24 protein-coding genes and 1 tRNA gene are annotated in these 20,058 nt (G+C 65.2%); 10 read left to right on the top strand and 15 right to left on the bottom strand.

All coding sequences use genetic code 11. The features are described 5' to 3' along the window. Positions 1-58 precede the first annotated feature (58 nt). Positions 59-1,105, bottom strand: a complete 1,047-nt coding sequence (locus SB764_RS30630; RefSeq protein ID WP_065060096.1) for a sulfate ABC transporter substrate-binding protein — start codon at positions 1,103-1,105, stop codon at positions 59-61. A 269-nt stretch (positions 1,106-1,374) separates the two neighbouring features. On the opposite strand from SB764_RS30630, the gene lexA reads away from it, so the two are divergent. The 3 genes from lexA to SB764_RS30615 all read left to right on the top strand — a co-directional run bounded on the left by lexA (position 1,375) and on the right by SB764_RS30615 (position 3,334). Continuing rightward, positions 1,375-2,025 carry a transcriptional repressor LexA gene (gene lexA, locus SB764_RS30625; RefSeq protein ID WP_065060097.1) on the top strand — a complete coding sequence of 217 codons (651 nt, stop codon included), beginning with the start codon at positions 1,375-1,377 and terminating at the stop codon, positions 2,023-2,025. Positions 2,026-2,088: 63 nt separating this feature from the next. Further along, positions 2,089-2,448, top strand: a complete 360-nt coding sequence (locus SB764_RS30620) for a hypothetical protein (protein WP_065060098.1) — start codon at positions 2,089-2,091, stop codon at positions 2,446-2,448. Positions 2,449-2,617: 169 nt separating this feature from the next. After that, positions 2,618-3,334 carry a DUF2939 domain-containing protein gene (locus SB764_RS30615; protein ID WP_065060099.1) on the top strand — a complete coding sequence of 239 codons (717 nt, stop codon included), beginning with the start codon at positions 2,618-2,620 and terminating at the stop codon, positions 3,332-3,334. Between the two features lie 95 nt (positions 3,335-3,429). Here the strand turns inward: SB764_RS30615 and SB764_RS30610 are convergent, their stop codons facing one another. After that, positions 3,430-3,897 (bottom strand): universal stress protein, encoded by a 468-nt coding sequence (locus SB764_RS30610; RefSeq protein WP_065060117.1) that lies wholly within the window; start codon positions 3,895-3,897, stop codon positions 3,430-3,432. Positions 3,898-4,246: 349 nt separating this feature from the next. Between SB764_RS30610 and nodI the strand changes: the two genes are divergently transcribed. Both nodI and SB764_RS30600 read left to right on the top strand, forming a co-directional pair. Then, complete coding sequence (nodI, locus tag SB764_RS30605; protein WP_065060100.1) at positions 4,247-5,155, top strand: nodulation factor ABC transporter ATP-binding protein NodI; 909 nt, start codon at positions 4,247-4,249, stop codon at positions 5,153-5,155. 19 nt (positions 5,156-5,174) lie between these two features. Continuing rightward, on the top strand, positions 5,175-6,011 hold the full coding sequence (locus SB764_RS30600) for an ABC transporter permease (protein ID WP_124261034.1): 837 nt from the start codon (positions 5,175-5,177) through the stop codon (positions 6,009-6,011). Positions 6,012-6,022: 11 nt separating this feature from the next. Here the strand turns inward: SB764_RS30600 and SB764_RS30595 are convergent, their stop codons facing one another. The 4 genes from SB764_RS30595 to SB764_RS30580 form a co-directional block, all read right to left on the bottom strand. Then, positions 6,023-6,445, bottom strand: a complete 423-nt coding sequence (locus SB764_RS30595; protein WP_065060102.1) for a hypothetical protein — start codon at positions 6,443-6,445, stop codon at positions 6,023-6,025. A gap of 176 nt (positions 6,446-6,621) precedes the next feature. Next, the gene (locus SB764_RS30590) at positions 6,622-7,710 is read right to left on the bottom strand and encodes a permease (RefSeq protein ID WP_080180529.1); all 1,089 of its coding nucleotides are present in this window, start codon (positions 7,708-7,710) and stop codon (positions 6,622-6,624) included. Positions 7,711-7,988: 278 nt separating this feature from the next. After that, positions 7,989-9,041: an NADP(H)-dependent aldo-keto reductase gene (locus tag SB764_RS30585; RefSeq protein WP_321902126.1), complete on the bottom strand. Its 1,053-nt coding sequence runs from the start codon at positions 9,039-9,041 to the stop codon at positions 7,989-7,991. A 201-nt stretch (positions 9,042-9,242) separates the two neighbouring features. Beyond that, the gene (locus tag SB764_RS30580) at positions 9,243-9,578 is read right to left on the bottom strand and encodes an RcnB family protein (RefSeq protein ID WP_065060104.1); all 336 of its coding nucleotides are present in this window, start codon (positions 9,576-9,578) and stop codon (positions 9,243-9,245) included. A gap of 271 nt (positions 9,579-9,849) precedes the next feature. Here SB764_RS30580 and SB764_RS30575 point away from each other — a divergent pair, with 271 nt between their 5' ends. Beyond that, a complete protein-coding gene (locus tag SB764_RS30575) occupies positions 9,850-10,092 on the top strand; it encodes a hypothetical protein (RefSeq protein ID WP_065060105.1) in 243 nt (80 codons plus the stop codon). A gap of 128 nt (positions 10,093-10,220) precedes the next feature. Here SB764_RS30575 and SB764_RS30570 read toward each other — a convergent pair whose 3' ends face one another. Both SB764_RS30570 and SB764_RS30565 read right to left on the bottom strand, forming a co-directional pair. Beyond that, entirely contained in the window at positions 10,221-10,478 is a 258-nt protein-coding gene (locus SB764_RS30570) for a hypothetical protein (RefSeq protein WP_065060106.1), read from the bottom strand. A 247-nt stretch (positions 10,479-10,725) separates the two neighbouring features. Continuing rightward, positions 10,726-10,926: a hypothetical protein gene (locus tag SB764_RS30565; protein WP_410865899.1), complete on the bottom strand. Its 201-nt coding sequence runs from the start codon at positions 10,924-10,926 to the stop codon at positions 10,726-10,728. A 32-nt stretch (positions 10,927-10,958) separates the two neighbouring features. Here SB764_RS30565 and dusA point away from each other — a divergent pair, with 32 nt between their 5' ends. The 3 genes from dusA to SB764_RS30550 all read left to right on the top strand — a co-directional run bounded on the left by dusA (position 10,959) and on the right by SB764_RS30550 (position 13,287). Continuing rightward, a complete protein-coding gene (dusA, locus tag SB764_RS30560; protein WP_065060107.1) occupies positions 10,959-11,981 on the top strand; it encodes a tRNA dihydrouridine(20/20a) synthase DusA in 1,023 nt (340 codons plus the stop codon). Positions 11,982-12,102: 121 nt separating this feature from the next. After that, positions 12,103-12,178, top strand: a tRNA-His gene (locus SB764_RS30555). A gap of 77 nt (positions 12,179-12,255) precedes the next feature. Further along, positions 12,256-13,287 (top strand): glycosyltransferase family 2 protein, encoded by a 1,032-nt coding sequence (locus tag SB764_RS30550; RefSeq protein ID WP_410865898.1) that lies wholly within the window; start codon positions 12,256-12,258, stop codon positions 13,285-13,287. Here the strand turns inward: SB764_RS30550 and SB764_RS30545 are convergent. The 6 genes from SB764_RS30545 to ssuD all read right to left on the bottom strand — a co-directional run bounded on the left by SB764_RS30545 (position 13,279) and on the right by ssuD (position 18,086). Next, entirely contained in the window at positions 13,279-14,004 is a 726-nt protein-coding gene (locus SB764_RS30545) for an SOS response-associated peptidase (protein WP_110328021.1), read from the bottom strand. The genes SB764_RS30550 and SB764_RS30545 overlap by 9 nt on opposite strands. 339 nt (positions 14,005-14,343) lie before the next feature. Beyond that, positions 14,344-14,586 carry a hypothetical protein gene (locus SB764_RS30540; protein WP_065063265.1) on the bottom strand — a complete coding sequence of 81 codons (243 nt, stop codon included), beginning with the start codon at positions 14,584-14,586 and terminating at the stop codon, positions 14,344-14,346. 172 nt (positions 14,587-14,758) lie between these two features. Further along, positions 14,759-14,974: a molybdopterin-binding protein gene (locus SB764_RS30535; protein ID WP_028229590.1), complete on the bottom strand. Its 216-nt coding sequence runs from the start codon at positions 14,972-14,974 to the stop codon at positions 14,759-14,761. Between the two features lie 91 nt (positions 14,975-15,065). Further along, complete coding sequence (locus SB764_RS30530; protein WP_410865897.1) at positions 15,066-16,013, bottom strand: ATP-binding cassette domain-containing protein; 948 nt, start codon at positions 16,011-16,013, stop codon at positions 15,066-15,068. Next, positions 16,010-16,861, bottom strand: coding sequence for an aliphatic sulfonate ABC transporter permease SsuC (gene ssuC / locus SB764_RS30525; RefSeq protein ID WP_110328019.1), 852 nt, complete (start codon positions 16,859-16,861; stop codon positions 16,010-16,012). The genes SB764_RS30530 and ssuC overlap by 4 nt, the downstream gene beginning before the upstream one ends. A 67-nt stretch (positions 16,862-16,928) precedes the next feature. Continuing rightward, complete coding sequence (gene ssuD, locus SB764_RS30520; protein ID WP_074984272.1) at positions 16,929-18,086, bottom strand: FMNH2-dependent alkanesulfonate monooxygenase; 1,158 nt, start codon at positions 18,084-18,086, stop codon at positions 16,929-16,931. A 270-nt stretch (positions 18,087-18,356) separates the two neighbouring features. Between ssuD and SB764_RS30515 the strand changes: the two genes are divergently transcribed. Next, positions 18,357-18,782, top strand: coding sequence for a hypothetical protein (locus SB764_RS30515; RefSeq protein WP_065063257.1), 426 nt, complete (start codon positions 18,357-18,359; stop codon positions 18,780-18,782). A 95-nt stretch (positions 18,783-18,877) separates the two neighbouring features. On the opposite strand, the gene SB764_RS30510 is transcribed toward SB764_RS30515, so the two are convergent. Further along, complete coding sequence (locus SB764_RS30510; RefSeq protein WP_321870458.1) at positions 18,878-20,038, bottom strand: enoyl-CoA hydratase/isomerase family protein; 1,161 nt, start codon at positions 20,036-20,038, stop codon at positions 18,878-18,880. Positions 20,039-20,058: the final 20 nt, after the last annotated feature.

Here is a 20,058-nt window from a genome sequence, read left to right as displayed (position 1 = left end):
GGGCGCGCCTTGTTTTTATCGTTACGTCGATACTGCTACTGCACAACCGCGACTGCGCTTATTGCGGCTGGTAGATCGAGTCGAACACGCCGCCATCCGCGAAATGCGTCTTCTGTGCGTTGGCCCAGCCGCCGAAGGTGTCGTCCACCGTGTAGAGCTTCAGCTTCGGGAACTTCGCCGTCAGCGCCGCCGGCACCTTGTCCGAACGCGGACGGTAGAAGTTCTTCGCGGCGATCTCCTGACCTTCCTCGCTATAGAGGAACTGCAGATACGCCTCGGCCTGCTTGCGCGTGCCCTTCTTGTCGACGACCTTGTCGACCACGGCAACCGGCGGCTCGGCCAGAATGCTCACCGACGGCACCACGATCTCGAACTTGTCCGGACCGAATTCCTTCAGCGACAGGAAGGCCTCGTTTTCCCAGGCGATCAGCACGTCGCCGATGCCGCGCTGCACGAAGCTCGTGGTCGCGCCGCGCGCGCCCGAATCGAGCACGCCCGCATTCTTGTAGAGCTTCGTCACGAACTCCTTGGCCTTCTGGTCGTTGCCGCCCGGCTGATGTTCGGCGTACGCCCAGGCCGCGAGGTAGTTCCAGCGCGCGCCGCCCGAGGTCTTCGGATTCGGCGTGACGATCGACACGCCCGGCTTCGTCAGATCGTCCCAGTCCTTGATGTGCTTGGGATTGCCCTTGCGCACCAGAAACACGATGGTCGAGGTGTACGGCGAGGCGTTGTCGGGCAGGCGCTTTTGCCAGTCCTTCGCGACGATGCCCTTGTTGGCGAGCGCGTCGATGTCCCAGGCCAGCGCCAGCGTCACCACGTCCGCCTGCAGGCCGTCGAGCACCGAGCGCGCCTGTGCGCCCGAGCCGCCGTGCGACTGCTTGATGGTGAGCGTTTCGCCCGTCTTCGCCTTCCACTGCTTGATGAAGGCTTCGTTGATCTCCTGATACAGCTCGCGCGTCGGGTCGTACGACACGTTCAGCAGCGAGGTATCCGCGTGCGCAGCCGGCGCCATCGCCACCATGCCGACGAGCGGTGCGATGCCGATGACCAGTTTTGCAGCCAGCGAAGTCAGCCAGCCTGCGCGCCCCGTATTGCCTTGATTCATCCACTTTCTCCGTTTTGTCGTGTGGTGCTTGCGATCGATGAAGGCCAGTCTAGCGATCCGCTTACATTATTAAAAATGATGTTTTTTCATTCTTTAATACGCAAAAGTGGTAAGGGCGGAGGAATCGGACGTTGGAGCGTGTTTTCGTCCGTCAGATCGCCGGGAAACGCTGCTGTGGCGGCACCCAAACGACAAAGTTCAAGTAACACTTGAAAAGCGGCGAATACTGTATAAAAATACAGTTACCTGTTCAAACATACAGTGTCGACATGACCAAACTCACCGCACGACAGCAGCAGGTTTTCGATCTGATCCGCCGCGCGATCGAGCGCACCGGCTTTCCGCCCACGCGCGCCGAGATCGCTGCCGAACTGGGCTTCAGCTCGGCCAACTCGGCGGAAGAGCATTTGCGCGCGCTGGCCCGCAAGGGTGTGATCGAGCTTGCGGCGGGCGCCTCGCGCGGCATCCGTCTGATGCCCGGCCCCGACGACCTGCCGCACCAGTTCACGCTGCCGCACGCCAGCATCATGCAGCTCTCGCTGCCGCTGGTCGGGCGCGTCGCGGCAGGCAGCCCGATCCTCGCGCAAGAACATATCTCGCAGAACTACGCCTGCGACCCGGCGCTGTTCTCCAGCCGCCCCGACTATCTGTTGAAGGTGCGCGGGCTGTCGATGCGCGACGCCGGCATCCTCGACGGCGACCTGCTCGCCGTGCAGAAGAAGGCCGAAGCGAAAGACGGCCAGATCATCGTGGCGCGTCTGGGCGACGACGTCACCGTGAAGCGTCTGAAGCGCCAGCCCAACGGCATCGAACTGATCGCGGAGAACCCCGACTACGACAACATCTTCGTGCAGGCCGGCAGCGCCGACTTCGCGCTCGAAGGCATTGCCGTCGGTCTGATCCGGCCCACCGAATTCTAAGAATCCATCCGCGCCTGTCAGCGCTGGTTTTGCGCCTCGTGGCGCACTTCTCTGGAGAGAGTCATGGAACGCCTTGCCCGCCTGTTGCCCTTCCGTCAATTCGGCCGTCTGCGCCATCTGCGCGGAATCGCCTCGTGCGCAATGCGTGAAGCGCGCGCCTCAGCCGCCGCGCTCAATGGCTCGCTTTTCGAGAAGCTGGAAACGCCGGAACTGCCGCCGCTGCCGTCGGCGCAACCGGCCTTCGCCCGCGTGTCGCTGAACAGCACGCTGAATACGGAACAGCCGGACCGCCGCGCGCCGGTGCGCGTGTATCACGGTCAGTCGCGTCTCATCATGGTCGGCACGATGGACGCGGTGTGCCGTGCCATCGACCGCTGCATCGCCGAACAGCAAAGCGATCTGGCGGCGGCGCTCGCGAAGTAAGGTGTGAAATCGGAAGGTGGGAAATAGCGTGTCGGCGGAGGTTCTTGCGGGTGTAGGGATCGTTTTGGCGCACGTGTGGTCAACACTGTGATTGAATCGCCGACTCAACTACTCCTACTGAACCGCTATCTGAACCCTTGCGCTGCTCGCGCAGCGCGCCTGCTCTCCGATGACCGATATCGATACACCCAAGCTTTCTCGCTCTCGCGCCGGCAAGTCCTCGAACTGGAAGAAGCCCGTCGCCATCGCCGTTGCGGCGGTGGCCGTGGTGGCCGCGCTCGGTTACGGCTACGCCTCGCCGTACATCGCGCTGAATCATCTCAAACAGGCCGCCGACGCACGCGACGCGGCCTCGCTGAGCGAATACGTCGATTACCCCGCGTTGCGCGCGAGTCTCAAGCAACAGGCCGGGGAAATGCTGCAACGGCGCATTCAGGCCGAGCACAGCAGCAATCCGTTACTGCTGTTTGGCGCGGTGATCGGCTCGGCGCTGATCGGCCCGCTCGTCGACGCCTACGCCACGCCTGAAGGCGTCGCCGCGCTGCTCAACGGTATGCCGCCCACCGGCAAGCCCGGCGAACAACCCGCCGCGCCGCCGCCGGCTCCGCCCGCAGAAAACGCGCCGCCATCCGCGCCGCCAAGTGGCGCGTCAGCCGAAGCGCCCGCCAACCCCGGCGCACTGGCCGAGCCCGCTCAAGCGCAACCCCGATCGCAAGCCACGGCGGGTTATCGCAGCATCAATGAGTTCGCGGTCACATGGCAGCGCAGCGCGCACAGCGAGCGCTATGCCGCCATCCTGGAGCGGCACGGCCTGTTCTCGTGGAAGCTCGCGGCGGTGGAATTGAACGAACCCGATTCGGGCAGCGGCGCGAACACGCCGAACTGATCGGGCGCGAATGGCTGATCGTCTGCATCAAGGCGGCAATCATTGCGCGGCGGGCCGGCAAGACGTTAAACGCATGCCAGCCCCGCGCACGCGCCCTACGCGGCCGCTTGCTGCTTGTCTTCAGCAGGCGACGAACACGCCACGAGAATGCTGCACGACACACGATCGAGCAGCGGCGTATTGCCCGCGCCCATCCACCAGCGCGACAGACCTGTGCGGCAGCGATGCCCCACCACTACGAGATCGGCCTGCAGTTCGTTGGCGAGATTCGCGATTTCGTCGATCGGATGACCGAACGCGAAGTGGCCCTGCGCGCGCACGCCGCGTTCGGTGAGCCAGTCGACGCCCTCCTGCAGAATCTCGCGCGCCGTTTCCTCGAAGCGGCCGCACGCCACATCGGTCAGCAGGCCGGCGCTCTGGGCGATGGTCGAGCGCATGTCCACGACCGAGAGCAGATGCGTCTCGGCGTGCAGATCCAAGGCCAGATCGGCCCCGCAACGCAGCGCCTTGCGGCCTTCGCGCGAGCCGTCGTAACAGAGCAGGATTTTCTTGTAGCTCGCCATGATCATTTCCCCCAACACCCACGCGAAAACGCAGGTCGTACCTGCATCATGGTGCGCCGCAATTGCACATGCAAGGGCTGGAAAACGCCAGGTGCGCGGCAGCTCTCAAACCGCGCGCAACACCCGCCGGCACTGGATTTGCGCACAAGGACAATGATTGCCGCGTCAGCGATTGACGCGGCATGCGCACCTGCGCCTGCATGTGCACACCAGGCGCGCGCCGAGGCTTCCGTGTGAGCCATCGCGCTCGCGCGCGCGATCGGCATGCACCAACCTCGCGCGCCGCAATGCTCTAGAATAGGCCGCCTTGCGCGTGCACCACCTGCGCGCTCACCGACATCGCTCAACCATGCCCGCCATCGAATTCGAGCAGGTCATCAAACACTATGGAGACAGGACGGTCGTCAACGGTCTGTCGTTCGACGTCGTCCCCGGCGAATGTTTCGGACTGCTGGGTCCGAACGGCGCGGGCAAGACCACGACGCTGCGCATGCTGCTTGGCATCGTCTCGCCCGATGCGGGCCGCATCAGCCTGTGCGGCGAACCCGTCCCCGCGCGCGCCCGTCATGCGCGCGCCCGCGTCGGCGTGGTGCCGCAATTCGACAATCTCGATCCCGATTTCACCGTGCGCGAAAACCTGCTCGTGTTCGGCCGTTACTTCGGGCTCTCCGCGCGGCAGACTCAGGATCTCGTTGCGCCGCTGCTCGAATTCGCTCGGCTCGAAAGCAAGGCCGACGCGCGCGTGGGCGAACTGTCCGGCGGCATGCGGCGGCGGCTTACGCTCGCGCGCGCGCTCGTCAACGATCCCGACGTGCTCGTGATGGACGAACCCACCACGGGCCTCGACCCGCAGGCGCGTCATCTGATCTGGGAGCGGCTGCGTTCGCTGCTCGCGCGCGGCAAGACCATTCTCCTCACGACGCATTTCATGGAGGAGGCCGAACGATTGTGCAATCGCGTCTGCGTGATCGAGGAAGGCCGCAAGATCGCCGAGGGCGCGCCGAAAGCGCTGATCGAAACCGAAATCGGCTGCGACGTGATCGAGGTCTACGGACCGGAACCGGCCGCGCTGCGCGACGAGCTTGCGCCTTACGCCAAGCGCACCGAAATCAGCGGCGAAACGCTGTTCTGCTACGTCGACGACCCGGCGCCCGTGCATGCGCAGCTGCGTCCCCGCTCGGACCTGCGCTATCTGCACCGGCCCGCGAATCTCGAAGACGTTTTCCTGCGGCTCACGGGCCGCGAGATGCAGGACTGAGCCGCCCACGACCGACACCATGCAGACACGCACTCACACTCCGCCCGACACGGACCGCGCCCAGCCGCCCCTGCGCGAGCCGCGCGCGGCGCTGCCCTCGAACGCGACGCACTGGATCGCCGTGTGGCGGCGCAACTATCTCGTGTGGCGCAAGCTCGCGCTCGCGTCGATGTTCGGCAATCTCGCCGATCCGATGATCTATCTGTTCGGTCTGGGCTTCGGGCTCGGGCTGATGGTCGGTCACGTCGACGGCGTCTCGTACATCGCCTTTCTCGCGGCGGGCACGGTGTCGTCGTCGGTGATGATGTCGGCGAGCTTCGAATCGATGTATTCGGGCTTTTCGCGCATGCACGTGCAGCGCACGTGGGAGGCGATCATGCACACGCCGCTGTCGCTCGGCGACGTGGTGCTCGGCGAAGTGATGTGGGCCGCCAGCAAGTCGATGCTCTCGGGCGCGGCCATCATGATCGTGGCGGGCGCGCTCGGCTATGCGAGCTTTCCGTCGATGCTGCTCGCGCTACCCGTGATCGCGCTCGCAGGCCTCGCGTTCGCGAGTTGCGCGATGATCGTCACCGCGCTCGCGCCGTCCTACGACTTCTTCATGTTCTATCAGACGCTGGTGCTCACGCCGATGCTGCTGCTCTCGGGCGTGTTCTTCCCGATCGCGCAACTGCCTGCGGCGGCGCAGCACATCACGCTGATGCTGCCGCTCGCGCACGCCGTCGAACTGATCCGCCCGGCCATGCTCGGGCGTCCCGTCGAGCACGCGGCGCTGCATCTGGCCGTGCTTGTGTTCTACGTGCTGGTGCCATTCGGGATCGCGTCGATCCTGTTCCGCCGGCGCATGATGCGCTAGGACGCGCGGCGTCAGTCTTCGTCGTCGCCCCAGGGAATGTCGACGTCCGAAATAAACGCGACCGTCGCGAACGGGCCGCCTTCCTGACGCCCGATCTTGCCGTCGGCGCGATGCCATTCCACGCGGAACATCGTCCCCTGCGTCTGCGCGAGCAGGCGCACGGTGCGGATTTCCTCGGGATCGGCGTCCTCGACCGGGCCGTCGAGCGAGATCAGCAACTGCTGCGGCCAAAGGCCGTCGGCGGGATCGTAGATGCGATCGCCATCGGGAATCGCGACGTTCGCCTCGACCCCGATGGTCGCCGACGCCTCGATGATCATCTTGCCGAGCGCGCGCAACACCGCCGTCGCGCGGGCCGAATTGGCCTGTCGGATCGCGAGGTCGCCGCGCGTCAGCGCCTGTTCGAGTTTGGGATTGGTTTTTTGCTGTGCCATGCCGGTTCCCGGGCCAAAGCCCTCGTCTGTGCGGACGGCGCCGCCGCCGTCCGTCGTTGATGCCTGATCCTTATGACGCCATCGTAGCATTGCGCCCGCGACGTTTTGGCTTCAATTGACCCCGATTCTTCGAACATGGCGTCGATATGGCGTCGATACGGCGCGACGCCGCGACGTCAGAAACCGAGCGCCACCGTCGCCAGCCCCGCCACGATGCCGAACAGCACGACCACCGTGCCAACCAAAACGAGCACGCGCGGCCGGAACGAGCGCGCCAGCATCGCGAACGACGGCACGCTCACGGGCGGCAGCGTCATCAGCAACGCGCCGGCCGGGCCCACGCCCATGCCGAGCGCGAGCATCGCCTGAATGATCGGCACTTCGCCCGCGGTCGGGATCACGAACAGCATGCCCGCCACCGCGAAGGCGACGATCCAGCCGAGGCTGCTCGTCACATCGGGGCCGATGTGCGGGAACAGCCACGCGCGCGCCGCGCCCAGCAGCAGCACGAGCACGATGTATTCAGGCACGAGGCGCACGGCCATGCGCAGGAACAGGCGCGCCCAGCGCACCAGTGCGTTGCCGCCCTCGGCCTGCTGGCGCGCGAACAGTGCGAGACGGTCGTCGGCGGCGCGCGCCTCGTCGGGCGTGACCATGCGGTTAGCGAGCCAGCCGAGGCCGAACACCATCAAGAGGCCCAGCGCGAGACGCAGCGCGCTCCACTGCCAGCCGAGCACGAAGCCCATGAACACGAGCGTCGCCGGATTGAGCACCGAGTTGCCGAGCCAGAACGCGATCGCGCCGCCCGTCGACGCATTGCGCGCGCGCAGCCCCGCCACGACGGGCGCCGCGCAGCACGTGCACATCATGCCGGGCACCGCGAGCAGACCGCCCGCCGCCACGCTGCCGAAGCCGCGCCGGCCAAGCACGCGCGCGACCCACTGCCCCGGCAACAGCGCCTGCACGCCCGAGCCGAGCAGCAGCCCGAGCACCATCGCCTGCCAGATCGCCTTGCCATAGGCCAAAGCGTAGTCGAGCGCGGCGGCGAGCGACGGCACCGGTGCACTCGCCGCGCCGCCCGTCAGGATCGACTTGCCGATCGAGTGCGTGGCTTCGGCCGTGAACGCGCGGTGGTAATACGGAAACCACTTCACGTAGAACAGCCCGGCGACCGCCAGCAGAAGAAAAACGGGCCAGCCCCAGCCGGGCGCCGAGGACGGCAGTTGCGGCGGACGGGACGAAGGCGCGTCGGGTGCGCTGGTCATGATGGTGTGACTCCGCGAAAGGCGAATGGAATGCGAAACAGGGAAAACGGAGGAAACCGGCTCGGGGCGGATCGTGCGACTGCGGCCCCGGGCCGAACCTGCAAGCGCGCTTTCGGCGCGCGGCAGGGCGTGCGCAGCATCGTAGTGCATGACTCGCGAATCGCCAATGTCCGGCGTTGGGCGATTCGCGAGCCGTCGTGCGCGTGGACGGCGGACTGTCGGGGGACGGAGCGTGCCCCGCCCCGCCTTCAGTCAGCGACCATCAGGTCAGCGCACGATCAAGGCGCCGGATTCGGCTGCAGTTCGTGCAGCGCGTCGATCCGCGCGAGCACGTCCGCGGAGAGCTTCACATCGACGCTTGCGATGTTCTCCTTGAGCTGCGCCATCGACGTCGCGCCGATCAGGTTGCTCGTCACGAACGGGCGGCTGTTCACGAACGAGAGCGCAAACTGCGCGGGCGACAGACCGTGCTCTTTCGCGAGCGCGACGTAACGCGAAATCGCCGCGATCGCCTGCGGCTTGCTGTAGCGCTGGAAGCGCTCGAACTTCGTGATGCGCGCGCCCTCGGGCCGCGCGCCGCCCTCGTACTTGCCCGAAAGCCAGCCGAACGCGAGCGGCGAATACGCGAGCAGGCCGATGCCCTCGTGGTGCGTGAACTCGGACAGACCGAGTTCGAAGGTGCGATTCACGAGGCTATACGGATTCTGGATGCTGACGATGCGCGGCAAGCCGAGCTTTTCGGCGGCGCGCAGAAACTGGGCGACGCCCCAGGGCGTCTCGTTCGACACGCCGATATGGCGCACCTTGCCCGCCTTCACGAAATCGGCGAGCACCGCGAGCGTTTCCTCGATCGGCACCGTGTAGGCGTCGTCGATCCACGGATAGTTGCTGCGGCCGAAGGTCATCGTGCTGCGGTCGGGCCAGTGCAGCTGATACAGATCGACGTAATCGGTTTGCAGGCGCTTGAGGCTGCCGTCGAGCGCCTCGGTCAGATTCTTGCGGTCGAACTGATTGCCTTCGCCACGGATATGACGCGGATTGTGCGGCTGGCGCGCCGGCCCCGTCATCTTGGTCGCGAGCACGAACTGGTCGCGGCGCGCGCCATTGCGGGCAAGCCACGTGCCGATGAAGCGCTCGGTCTGCCCTTGCGTTTCGGGACGCGGCGGCACCGGATACATCTCCGCGGCGTCGATCAGCGTGACGCCCTGGTCGAGCGCGTAGTCGATCTGTTCGTGGGCGTCCTGTTCCGTATTCTGTTCGCCCCATGTCATCGTGCCGAGGCCGATCAGGCTGACCTTGACGTTCGTATCGCCGAGTGTGCGGTATTCCATCGAAGCGTTTCCATCATCAGGTTGCGGGAGAACGGCGACGCTATCACGCCGGCCGAAATTTTTCAGGAAGCGCTGAATTCGCGCGGCGCGGAGTCAGAGCCGTCGAAACCATCGAAGCGAAAAACGAAAAAGCCGGAGCCGGTAAAACCGGTCCGGCTCGGATCGCGCGGGTTGCGAAGGTTGTCGCGAAGACTGGTCCGCTTAAGGCCCGACGCGCTCCACGGCCCAGCTCGAATTGCGCACCAGATAATACTGGCCGCTCACGCCGACCCAGTGATAACCGCGCGGCGGCGGCTTGAGACGATACTGCTGCCAGTCGTCGATCACATATTGACGATCGCGATACTCGGGCGGCAGACGGTCGCCCTTGCGCCACGCGTGCGGCGGCGGCGCATCGGGCGGCGGACGGTCGGGCGGCGGCCCGCCGTGATACTCATTCGGGCCCGGACGGGGCGGTGGCTGCTGCGCGAACGTCGATACCGATGCCAGCATGGCCGGCAAAGCCAGCGCAGCGAGAAGCACGAAGCGTTTCTGCATTGTTCACCTCCTGGTTAGCGAGTCGAAACCGGACGAAGACAGTCGAGTCGATCCGACCACGTCGCGCCCGAAGCCGCCAGGCGCGCTCACCTCGCGATTCATGGTAGTACAGCGCGCAACGAGACCGGCGCGAGCGCGTCCGCACGCCGCGCGCCTGCTGCGGCATGTGTTGCAGCATCGACTGCGGTATCGGCTTCGGTATTTGCCCCGCCGCACGCCCGAATGGCGCAGACGTGCCAGAATCGTCGCGTGCGTTTGAGGAGAACACGGCATGGAAAACCAGCGCAGCTACGAATACATGGGCTTCGACATGACCGCCGGCGTGGACGGCGATCACAACGTGGGCTTTCTCGTCACGACCCAGACGATCCGCAGCCTCACCGACGACAGCCACGCCAACGTGCCCGTCGACGGCGTCGCCTCCGGCCGCTTCCCCACTCAGGACAACGCGTTCGACGCCGCATTCGACCGCATCCGCGAAGCGATCGATCAGCGCGTGCGCGCGGCCTCCTGACGAGGCCTTTCAGACGCCCGAAAAGCAGAACGCCGGGCGTCGTGAAGACACCCGGCGTTCACGCCGCCCGTCAGACGGGCGGCCGGTGCAGAGCGGCCGAGGCGCGAAGCCTGGCCGCCGGACAGCACTTATTGCGCTTGCGACGACTGCGAGCCGTGCGCGCCCGATTGCGAAGCCGAGCCGGTCACGCCGCCGTAGGCCGCGTCGACGCCTTGCTGCTGTGCGCGCTCGGCCGCGACGGTCTGTGCGCTCTGGCCTTGCTGCGAAGCCGGTGCGCCGACGTTCGGGCGATAGAAAGGTGCCGGGCCGTAGCCGCTGGCGAACGCCGGAGCGGCAACAGAAGCGGAAGCTGCGACCAGCAGCGCTGCGATCAGTTTGGTCTTCATGGTGGACTCCAAATCAGGTTCAATTGCGGTTCGGGAATGGCGCCGCGCCTGGGAGGTCAGACCCATGAGCCGCGTCAGTGAGACTCAGTGTATACACCTACTATCGGAAAATAATCGCGATAAACCGAATTGACTATTCCGCTTCCAGAAACAATGCTGTGAGCCAAACCAGGCTTGGCTGAGCGACGAACAGACCCTAAAAAGACGTCCCAAACTTTTTTCTGCGACGCAGCATTTGGCGACGGGATTACATAATGCGCGAAGGGTCTTTCGGTAAAAGGGAAAGATGGAAACGCTTCCATACGGGCAGTTTGATGGCGGTTTGCTGGCGATATGACAGAAAACGTTCATTGCGGCCCTGATTTTTCTGCCGCAGCCTCGCGTGCCGCACCGCAAAATCGCCGTCAGCGCCCTTCGAGTCATGCGATAAAATAGAAGGTTGATTCACGCCTGCCGCGCCTTGTCGCGCACTCATCTGCCATGTCCGCCACCCGTATTGCCAGCCCCCGCCGCGTGTCCGTCGCGCCGATGATGGACTGGACTGACCGTCACTGTCGCTCGCTGCATCGATTCATTTCCCGAGACACGTGGCTGTATACGGAGATGGTGACGACCGGCGCCCTGCTCCACGGCGACGTGCCGCGCCACCTCGCCTTCACGCCCGCCGAAGCGCCCGTCGCGCTCCAGCTCGGCGGCAGCGAGCCGGGCGACCTCGCGCGCGCGGCGAAACTCGGCGAGCAATGGGGTTACGACGAAATCAACCTCAACTGCGGCTGCCCGTCGGAGCGCGTGCAGCGCGGCGCGTTCGGCGCGTGCCTGATGAACGAGCCGCAACTCGTGGCCGATTGCGTGAAAGCGATGCGCGACGTGGTGTCGGTGCCGGTGACGGTCAAGCACCGCATCGGCGTGGACGCAGTCGAGGACTACGCATTCGTGCGCGACTTCGTCGGCACGATCGCGGACGCAGGCTGCGAGGTGTTCATCGTCCACGCGCGCAATGCGATCCTCAAAGGGCTCAGCCCGAAGGAAAATCGCGAAATCCCGCCGCTCAAGTACGACTACGCGTACCGCCTGAAGCGCGACTTCCCGAATCTCGAAATCATCATCAACGGCGGCATCAAGACGCTCGACGAAGTGGCGACGCATCTCGAACATGTCGACGGCGTGATGCTCGGCCGCGAGGCTTATCACAATCCCTACGTGCTCGCGGACGTCGATGCGCGCTTCTACGGCGCGAGCGCGCCGGCACTCACGCGCGACGAAGTCGAGGCGAAGCTCATCGAGTATTGCGCGGCGGAATTGAAGCGCGGCACGTATCTCGGCGCGATCGTGCGCCACGCGCTGGGCCTCTATCGCGGCGAAGCGGGGGCGCGCGGCTGGCGCCGCGTTTTGTCGGACAGCCGCAAGCTGCAAAAAGGCGATCTCGCGATCTTCGACGAGGCGCGTGCGCATCTACGCGCCCCGCTCGACGCCGACGCCGAGCTTTCTCCTGAAAATATTTGAATAAAGGGGCTAGACAAGCCCATGAGGGCATGTCTATAATCTTGCTTCTTGATTGACGCCGCTCACGAAGCAGCGCTAACAAGCAAGCAGTAAAAACGCAGTAACGAACGTAGTAACAGTGGTGGCTGTAGCTCAGTTGGTAGAGTCCAGGATTGTGATTCCTGTCGTCGTGGGTTCGAGTCCCATCAGCCACCCCAAAGAATTCAAGAAAACCGCATCGTACGATGCGGTTTTTTTTCGTCCATATCCAAGACCAATGCAAAGTTCGACGGGGATGACGTCATCCGGCATGGTGGCGTCCGACAGTATTCCGCTTGTGTCCATCGCACTCGCCACCTACAACGGCGCCCGCTACCTGCCCGAGTTGCTCGCTTCGATCGAATCGCAGACGTGGCCGCGTCTCGAACTCGTCGTTTCCGATGACGGCTCCACCGACGACACGCTCGACGTACTGCGCAACTGGCGCGGCGCGCTGACCATCCGCATCGTCTCGAGCGGCGAACGTTTGGGTATCGTCGGCAATTTCGGCCGCGCCGTCGCGGGCTGCGAAGGCGCCTACGTCGCGCTCGCCGATCAGGACGACGTCTGGTCCGCCGACAAGATCGAGGACATGGTGCGCGCCCTTCGCGCCCAGGAATCGCAACGCGGTCACGCGCTGCCGATGCTCGCGTATTGCGACATCGAAGTCGTCGATCACACCTTGTCGCGCATCTCGAAGTCGTACTTCGACCAGAACGGCAAATCGCGCGACGCCTCGCGCCTGCGCGATTTTCTGTTGAGCAACCATATTCCCGGCTGCTCAATGCTGCTCAATCGCGCGGCCATCGAACTGGCCACGCCGTTTCCGGCCGGCATCGTCATGCACGACTGGTGGCTCGCGATGGTGGTCGCCTCGTTCGGCGCGATCACGCACGTCGACAAACCGCACATCAAGTATCGGCAGCACGACAACAATGCCGTCGGCGCATCCGTGCCCAAGCGCGTGACGCGCGCCAACGCCTCGGCGAACGCGTCGCCCGCCGTCGCAGCGAACACCCCCAGTTCGACGCAACGCCGCGCCGAAGGTCGCAAGCGCCAGCTGCACGCCATCGGCCAGCAGTTCACGCTGTTTTCGATGCTGCATGGCGAGCAGTTGCCGTCGATTGCGCACAAGGATCTCAAGGCGTTCCGGCGCGCGGTCTCCAGCACAGCCCACGCCGTTTTGTTCGTGATGCGAAGCAAAACCGGCGAGACCTCGTGGCGCGGATTGAAAATGCTGCGACGCCTGCGGCCCGCGATCCGCGCGAACGCCACGGCGTCAGTTTGAGGCCGCGTCGCCGAAACCGGGTTCTAGAGAAGGAATGTCCGTATCGGCTTCATGCGGTTTCGCGGCGCGCGGTGGCGCGGGAAACGGCTCGGCCATCATCGACTCCGCCGGATAGAGCGTAAAAAACGAACGCGCCTCGTCGGTCGAGCGGCTAGCCAGCCAGTTCTCGTATTCCTGCGGCGGCACGATCACGACTGAGCGCTTCTCGTCGCCCGGCTTGTGAAAGCGGCTCATCAGCGGATGCGAATCGGCGTTCACCGTGAGCATCGTGAACGAAACCGCGCGACGCGGCGTCTCGCCCTCCTCCGCCGCCTCCTCCCACTCACGCCAGAGCCCCGCAATCGCGAACGGCTCGCCCGACGCCAGCGCGACGCGCCAGCGCACCGCCTTGCCGCTCTCGTAATTCGGCTCGAAAAAGGCCTCGCACGGCACAAGACACCGTTGCTGGCGCTTCCACGCGCCGCTGAACGAACGCTTTTCGCCGACCGATTCCGCACGCGCATTCATCGTGTCGAACACGCGCACGCCGGGCGGAATGTGCCTGCGCGGCACCATGCCGAAGGTCGCGAGACTCGCTTGCGTCGCGCCGTCGATCCTGCGGATGATCGGCGCGGCGTAGTCCTTGTAGATGTCGTCGCGCCACGGGCTATCGGGCGGCTCGACGCCGAAATGCCGGAACAGTCGATCGCGGCGCGCAGCGGCGTAGTTCGTACACATGGGCGGCTCTCCTTCGGATCGGCCCATCTTAGTCGCTGTGCGGCATGGGAGCACGTCGAGCAGGAATTTCGCTGTCAGACAGCGATCCGCCTATCGGTAGTAATTACCCGATAGTAACGATTCGAAATATCTGTCTATATACAGCGAGCGAGCGATTTGGTACTTTGTAACCTGATCGAAGGCAAGGGCCTCTCCCCAGTTTCGCTCGCGTTGCTGGTTGCCCTCTGCTTTTACTCGGCCGTGCCCGTTTGCGGGCGCGGCATTTTTTTGCGCGGTTGCGCATCCGGGCAATCGGAAGAATTCGTTGATGTGCGCGGTCTCGGCTACCCGCGCGAGCGGTTATGCCGCTGCCCCGCTGTCGATCCAGGCGCGCGCGGCGGCAAAACCCGCTTCGGCGGCGGCGTGCTCGGTCGGCCAGAGCCGCTCGATGTGGACCAGTTCCCAATCCTTGCGCACGGCGCCGTCCTTGAGCACGCGATAGTGCGCCTTCACGCCCGTGAGGATCTGCTCGACGGCCACTTCGATGTCGTAGCCGTTGTAGCGTTCCTCGTAGTCGCCCATGTCGATGCCCTTCGGCTCCATGATCGTTCTCCCTCGTGGCTGTCGTGGCTGGCCGATCCATGCTAGCACTTCCACTCCGGCCAGGCCCCGCGACGCTCGCGCTCACGCAGACAAACCAATGCCCGCGCGAGCCGCCCGGAACGATCACACACGAACGACAACTGCGGCGATCACCGAAGTGATCACGTCGCGCTCAAAGACGCGCGATCGACACCTCGGTCGACTTCACCAGCGCGACCACTTCCGAGCCCACCTTGAGGTCGAGCTCGTCGATCGAGCGCGTCGTGATCACCGAGGTCACCACGCCGAACGGCGTGTCGACGTCGACTTCGGACACCACGGGTCCGCGAATGATTTCCTTCACTTTGCCGCGGAACTGGTTGCGCACGTTGATGGCGGAAATGCTCATGAATTCGACTCCAAAAGTTCGTTCTGAAATGACGGGTGATTGAGGTTCAAACGATTCGACAGATTCAGCCGGTTCAACGGGCCCAAAGGCTTCACAGCGCCCAGCGCACGTCGGTCGGATGCAGTCCGTGCGGTCGCGCGTTCGCCTGCGGCAGCTGCGCCGCCGCGCCCGGCGTGCTGCCGAGCACACGCTGCAACACGCTTTCTTCGAGCGCCGCGAAGCGCGCATCGGCGCGGGCACGCGGACGTTCGAGCGGGACGTTCTGATCGAGCGCGATACGCCCCTGCTCGACCAGCAGAATGCGATCGCCGAGCGCGACGGCTTCGTGCACGTCGTGCGTGACCAGCAACGCCGTGAAGCGATGCTCGCGCCACAGACGCTCGATCAGCGCATGCATTTCGATGCGCGTGAGCGCATCGAGCGCGCCCAGCGGCTCGTCGAGCAGCAGCAGGCTCGGGCGATGCACCAGCGCACGCGCCAGTGCCACACGCTGACGCTGGCCGCCCGACAAACGCGCGGGCCATTCGTCGGCGCGCGCGAGCAGGCCCACTTCGTCGAGCACGGCGCGGGCGTCGTCGCGAGCACCACGGCCAAGGCCCAGCATCACGTTCTGCTGCACCGTTTTCCAGGGCAGCAGACGCGCGTCCTGAAACATGATGCGCGTATCGAGCGCTGCGCCCGCTTCGCCGCGACGCGTCAGCTCGCCCGCATCCGGCTGCTCCAGTCCGGCCACGAGACGCAGCAGCGTGGACTTGCCGCAGCCGCTGCGGCCCACGATCGCGACGAAACTGCCGCGCTCGATGGAGAGATTGAAATCGTCGAGCACGACGCGATCGCCGTAGCGCTTGCCCACGCCGCGCAATTCGACCGACGCATCCTGAGGCTGCGTCTGCGTGCGCGCCGTCACCGTCGCTTCACGCGCGAAGTCCTGTGCCGTTTCGTTCGCCTCGCGCGCCTGTACGCGCGGCTGTTCGATCTCCGCTTCGAGATCGCGTCCGGCGATGCCGCTCAGACCGGACGTCAAGGTACTTGCGTTCATGCGTCGCTTCCTCGTTGATAGGCGGGGTGCCAGCGCAGCGCCACGCGCTCGAGCCACTTGGCGAGCCAGTCGGCGAGTTTGCCGAGCGCCGCGTACAGCAGAATGCCGACCACCACCACATCGGTTTGCAGGAACTCACGCGCGTTCATCGTCATGTAGCCGATGCCCGACTGCGCGGAAATCGTTTCGGCGACGATCAGCGTGACCCACATCAGCCCGAGCGCGAAGCGCACGCCGACGAGAATCGAAGGCAGCGCGCCCGGCAGGATCACTTCGCGATAGAGCGCGAAACCCTTGAGGCCATAACTGCGCGCCATCTCCACGAGGTTCTGGTCGACCGAGCGGATGCCGTGAAACGTATTCACGTACACCGGAAAGAACACGCCCAGCGCGACGAGAAACACCTTCGCTTCCTCTTCGATGCCGAACCAGAGGATCACGAGCGGAATCATCGCGAGCGCGGGAATGTTGCGGATCATCTGGATGGTCGAATCGAGCGCGGTTTCGACCGGCTTGAACAGGCCCGTGGCGAGTCCGAGCGCGAGACCGATGCCGCCGCCGATCGCGAAACCCGAGACCGCGCGCCACGTACTCACGCGCACGTCCTGCAGCATTTCGCCCGACTGGATCAGCGACCACGCGGCCTTCACGACCGCGAGCGGCTCGGGCAGCACGCGCGTCGACAGCACGCCGACACGCGCGGCCAGTTCCCAGGCCGCGAGGATCGCGAGCGGCAGCAGCCACGGCGCGAGTCGCGCAAACACTTTGCGCAGCAGCGCGGTATTGGCGCGCGCGCCGCGCGGCGCGACGCTTGCGGTCACCGTTGCGGTTGCAGCGGATTGAGTCATCGGAACGTTCTCCTTGTTGCATCGCGCCGCAACGCGATTGAAGCTGGTTAATGCGCGGAAAACGGCCTTAGCTCTGGCTGGCTTTCGGCAGATAGTGATTGCCGACCACCTCGCCGAACGGACCCGACAGCGGACCGTCCGACTGCTTCGCCTGACGTCCCGGCAGCAGCGGGAACACCAGCTCGGCAAAGCGGTAGGATTCCTCAAGATGCGGATAACCCGAAAGAATGAAGGTCTCGATGCCGAGATCCGCGTACTCCTTCATGCGCGCCGCCACCTGTTCCGGATTGCCGACCAGCGCCGTGCCGGCCCCGCCGCGCACGAGGCCCACGCCCGCCCACAGATTCGGATAGACCTCGAGATCCTTGCGCGAGCCGCGCTTGCCGCCGTGCAGCGCGGCCATGCGGCGCTGCCCTTCCGAATCCATCCGGCCGAACGCGGCCTGGGCGCGCGCGACGGTTTCATCGTCGAGATGGCTGATGAGTTTGTCGGCGGCCGCCCACGCTTCCTCTTCGGTCTCGCGCACGATCACGTGCAGGCGGATGCCGAAGCGGATCTTGCGGCCCTTCTGCGCCGCGCGCTCGCGAATGTCGGCGATCTTCTTCGCGACCGCTTCGGGCGGCTCGCCCCACGTCAGATACGTGTCGATGTGCTCGCCGGCGATCTCGTGCGCAGCCGCCGACGAACCGCCGAACCACAGCGGCGGATGCGGATGCTGCACCGGCGGGTAGAGCGCCTTGCCGCCCTTCGATTGCAGATGCTTGCCCTCGAAATCGATCGCCTCGTTGGTATGCGAAGCGGCGAGCAGCTTGCGCCAGATGTGCAGATATTCGTCGGTGATTTCATAGCGCGTGTCGTGATCGACGAACACGCCATCGCCTTCGAGTTCGGCCGTGTCGCCGCCCGTCACCACGTTGATCAGGAGACGCCCGTTCGACAGCCGGTCGAACGTGGCGGCCATGCGCGCGGCCAGACCCGGCGACGACAGACCGGGGCGCACGGCGACGAGAAACTTCAGGCGCCGCGTGGCCGCGATCAGGCTCGATGCCACCACCCACGCGTCTTCGCACGAACGTCCCGTCGGCAGCAGCACGCCTTCGTAGCCGAGCGAGTCGGCCGCGACCGCGACCTGCTGGAAGTAAGCGAGATCCGTTGCGCGCGCGCCTTCGGTGGTGCCCAGATAGCGGCTGTCACCGTGGGTCGGGATGAACCAGAACACATTCATGCGAAGCTCCTGCTAATCGTTCGAGACGTGAGTCGAAAGGGATTACGACGGCCGCGCCGTCTACATGGGGACTCAGTCTAGGGATCGGCCCTGGGGTTGCGAACGATTTTTTTGAGCTTAGTTTTTCCACTTTCGTGCTTTACGCGACGCTTTAGCGTACGCGGCATACGGTCGCGCAGCGCGCGCCGATATAATGGCGCGATCAAGAATCAAGCCGTGCGGTGCGCCTTACGCGTGCCTGGCGCGGCTCAGCCACTCTCGCCCGTTCACATGCAAAAACTGATTTTGCCGTTCGTTTCCGGCTTTCTCGCGTCGCTGTTCTTTCGCGAAGCCACGCTGGCGCTGCTGCACGCGGCACAGGTCGTCGACATCACCGGTTTCTCGACCGAGCCGTTCGCCCCGCTCGGCCTGCCCGAGTTTCTCGTCAATGCGATTTTCAGCGCGTGCTGGGCGATCCTGATGGCGTGGCTGCTGCGTGTGTCGCCGTCGCGGCCCGCGCCCTGGGTGCAGGCGTTCGTGTTCGGCGGCATCGTGCTCACGGCCGCGATGGTGTTCGCGATCGATCCGCTGCGTGGCATCTGGCCGAGCGGCAACATGCTGCCGCGCCTCGCCACGGGCTTTGCGTCGAATGCCGTCTGGGGATGGGGCGCGCTCGTCTTCATGCGCGCCTTCATGAGCGAAACCGACGAGGACTGAGCCTCGCCGTCGTATGCGGCGCATCGCGCGCCGCTCGCTCGTCTCGCGGCTTTTGTTACGTTACCTGCCTTGGCCGCTCCGCCGGCTCGCCGGACTCAATCCGGCAACGCGCGCAACGGATGGTCCGTCAAACTCCACGGACTCTCGAACATCGCGTTCACGTCCTCGGCCCGCACGTCTTCCACGCGCGCGAAGCGCCAGTTCGGACGATTGTCCTTGTCGATGATGCGCGCGCGGATGCCTTCCATCACGTCACCGCGCGCAAAGCTCGAACGCGTGAGATCGAGATCGCGGCGCAGCACGTCGGCCATCGAACCTTCGGCGCGCGACACCGCCTCCAGCGAGACCGCCATCGATAACGGCGAGCGCTCGCGCAACACGCCGATCGTCTGCTCGGCCCACTCGCTTTCCGAGCCCTTCCCCGCCTGCCTCGCGGCGTCGAGCGAGGCGAGGATCGCGCCCACATCCGGCTGCGAGAAATGCCGGTCGATCCACGCACGCGCAATCGCCAGCGCCGACTCCGACGCCCGCCGCTGCGCCTCTTGCGCCGGCAACGCCGCGCGCCGGATGCGCTCGACCACGTCGGCGCCCGTCACGAACGTCTCGGTCTGCAAGGTGTCGAGCAGCGCGGGCCACGCGGACTCGTCGAGAAAGAGGTCGGCGAGCCCGGCGTAAAGCGCGCTGGCCGCGTCGATCGTTTCGCCCGTCACAGCGAGATAGCGGCCGAGCGCGCCCGGCGTGCGCGCGAGCAGCCAGCCCATGCCCACGTCGGGAAAGAGGCCGATGCGCGTTTCGGGCATGGCCATGCGCGTCGTCGCGCCGACCAGACGCAGCCCGCCCGTGCGATGCGCGCCCTGCGAAATGCCCATGCCGCCGCCCATCACGACGCCATTGAGCAAGGCGATATACGGCTTCGGATAGCTGAAGATCGTGTGATCGAGCCGATATTCGTCGATGAAGAACGTGTCGAGCGCGGCCTGATCGCCCGCGCGAAATGACTCGTAGAGAAAACGGATGTCGCCGCCCGCGCAGAACGCACGCGGATGCGGCGTGCGCACGACGACTGCGAGCACATCGGGGTCATCGCGCCAGCGGTCGAGCGCGTCCTGCATGGCATCGACCATCGCGGTCGACAATGCGTTGAGCGCCTGCGGGCGATCGAGTTCGATATAGCCGATGCGGTTCGCGACGTGCGTGCGCACGTGCTGTTCGTGATCGGCGGAAACAGGGCTGGACGACGGGCTGGGCTGGGACATGGTGATCGGCAACACGGAAA

Origin of the sequence: Paraburkholderia sp. SIMBA_027 (assembly GCF_046535315.1) — a bacterium.
GTDB lineage: Bacteria > Pseudomonadota > Gammaproteobacteria > Burkholderiales > Burkholderiaceae > Paraburkholderia > Paraburkholderia tropica.
This window is presented reverse-complemented; position numbering and strand designations above follow the sequence as displayed.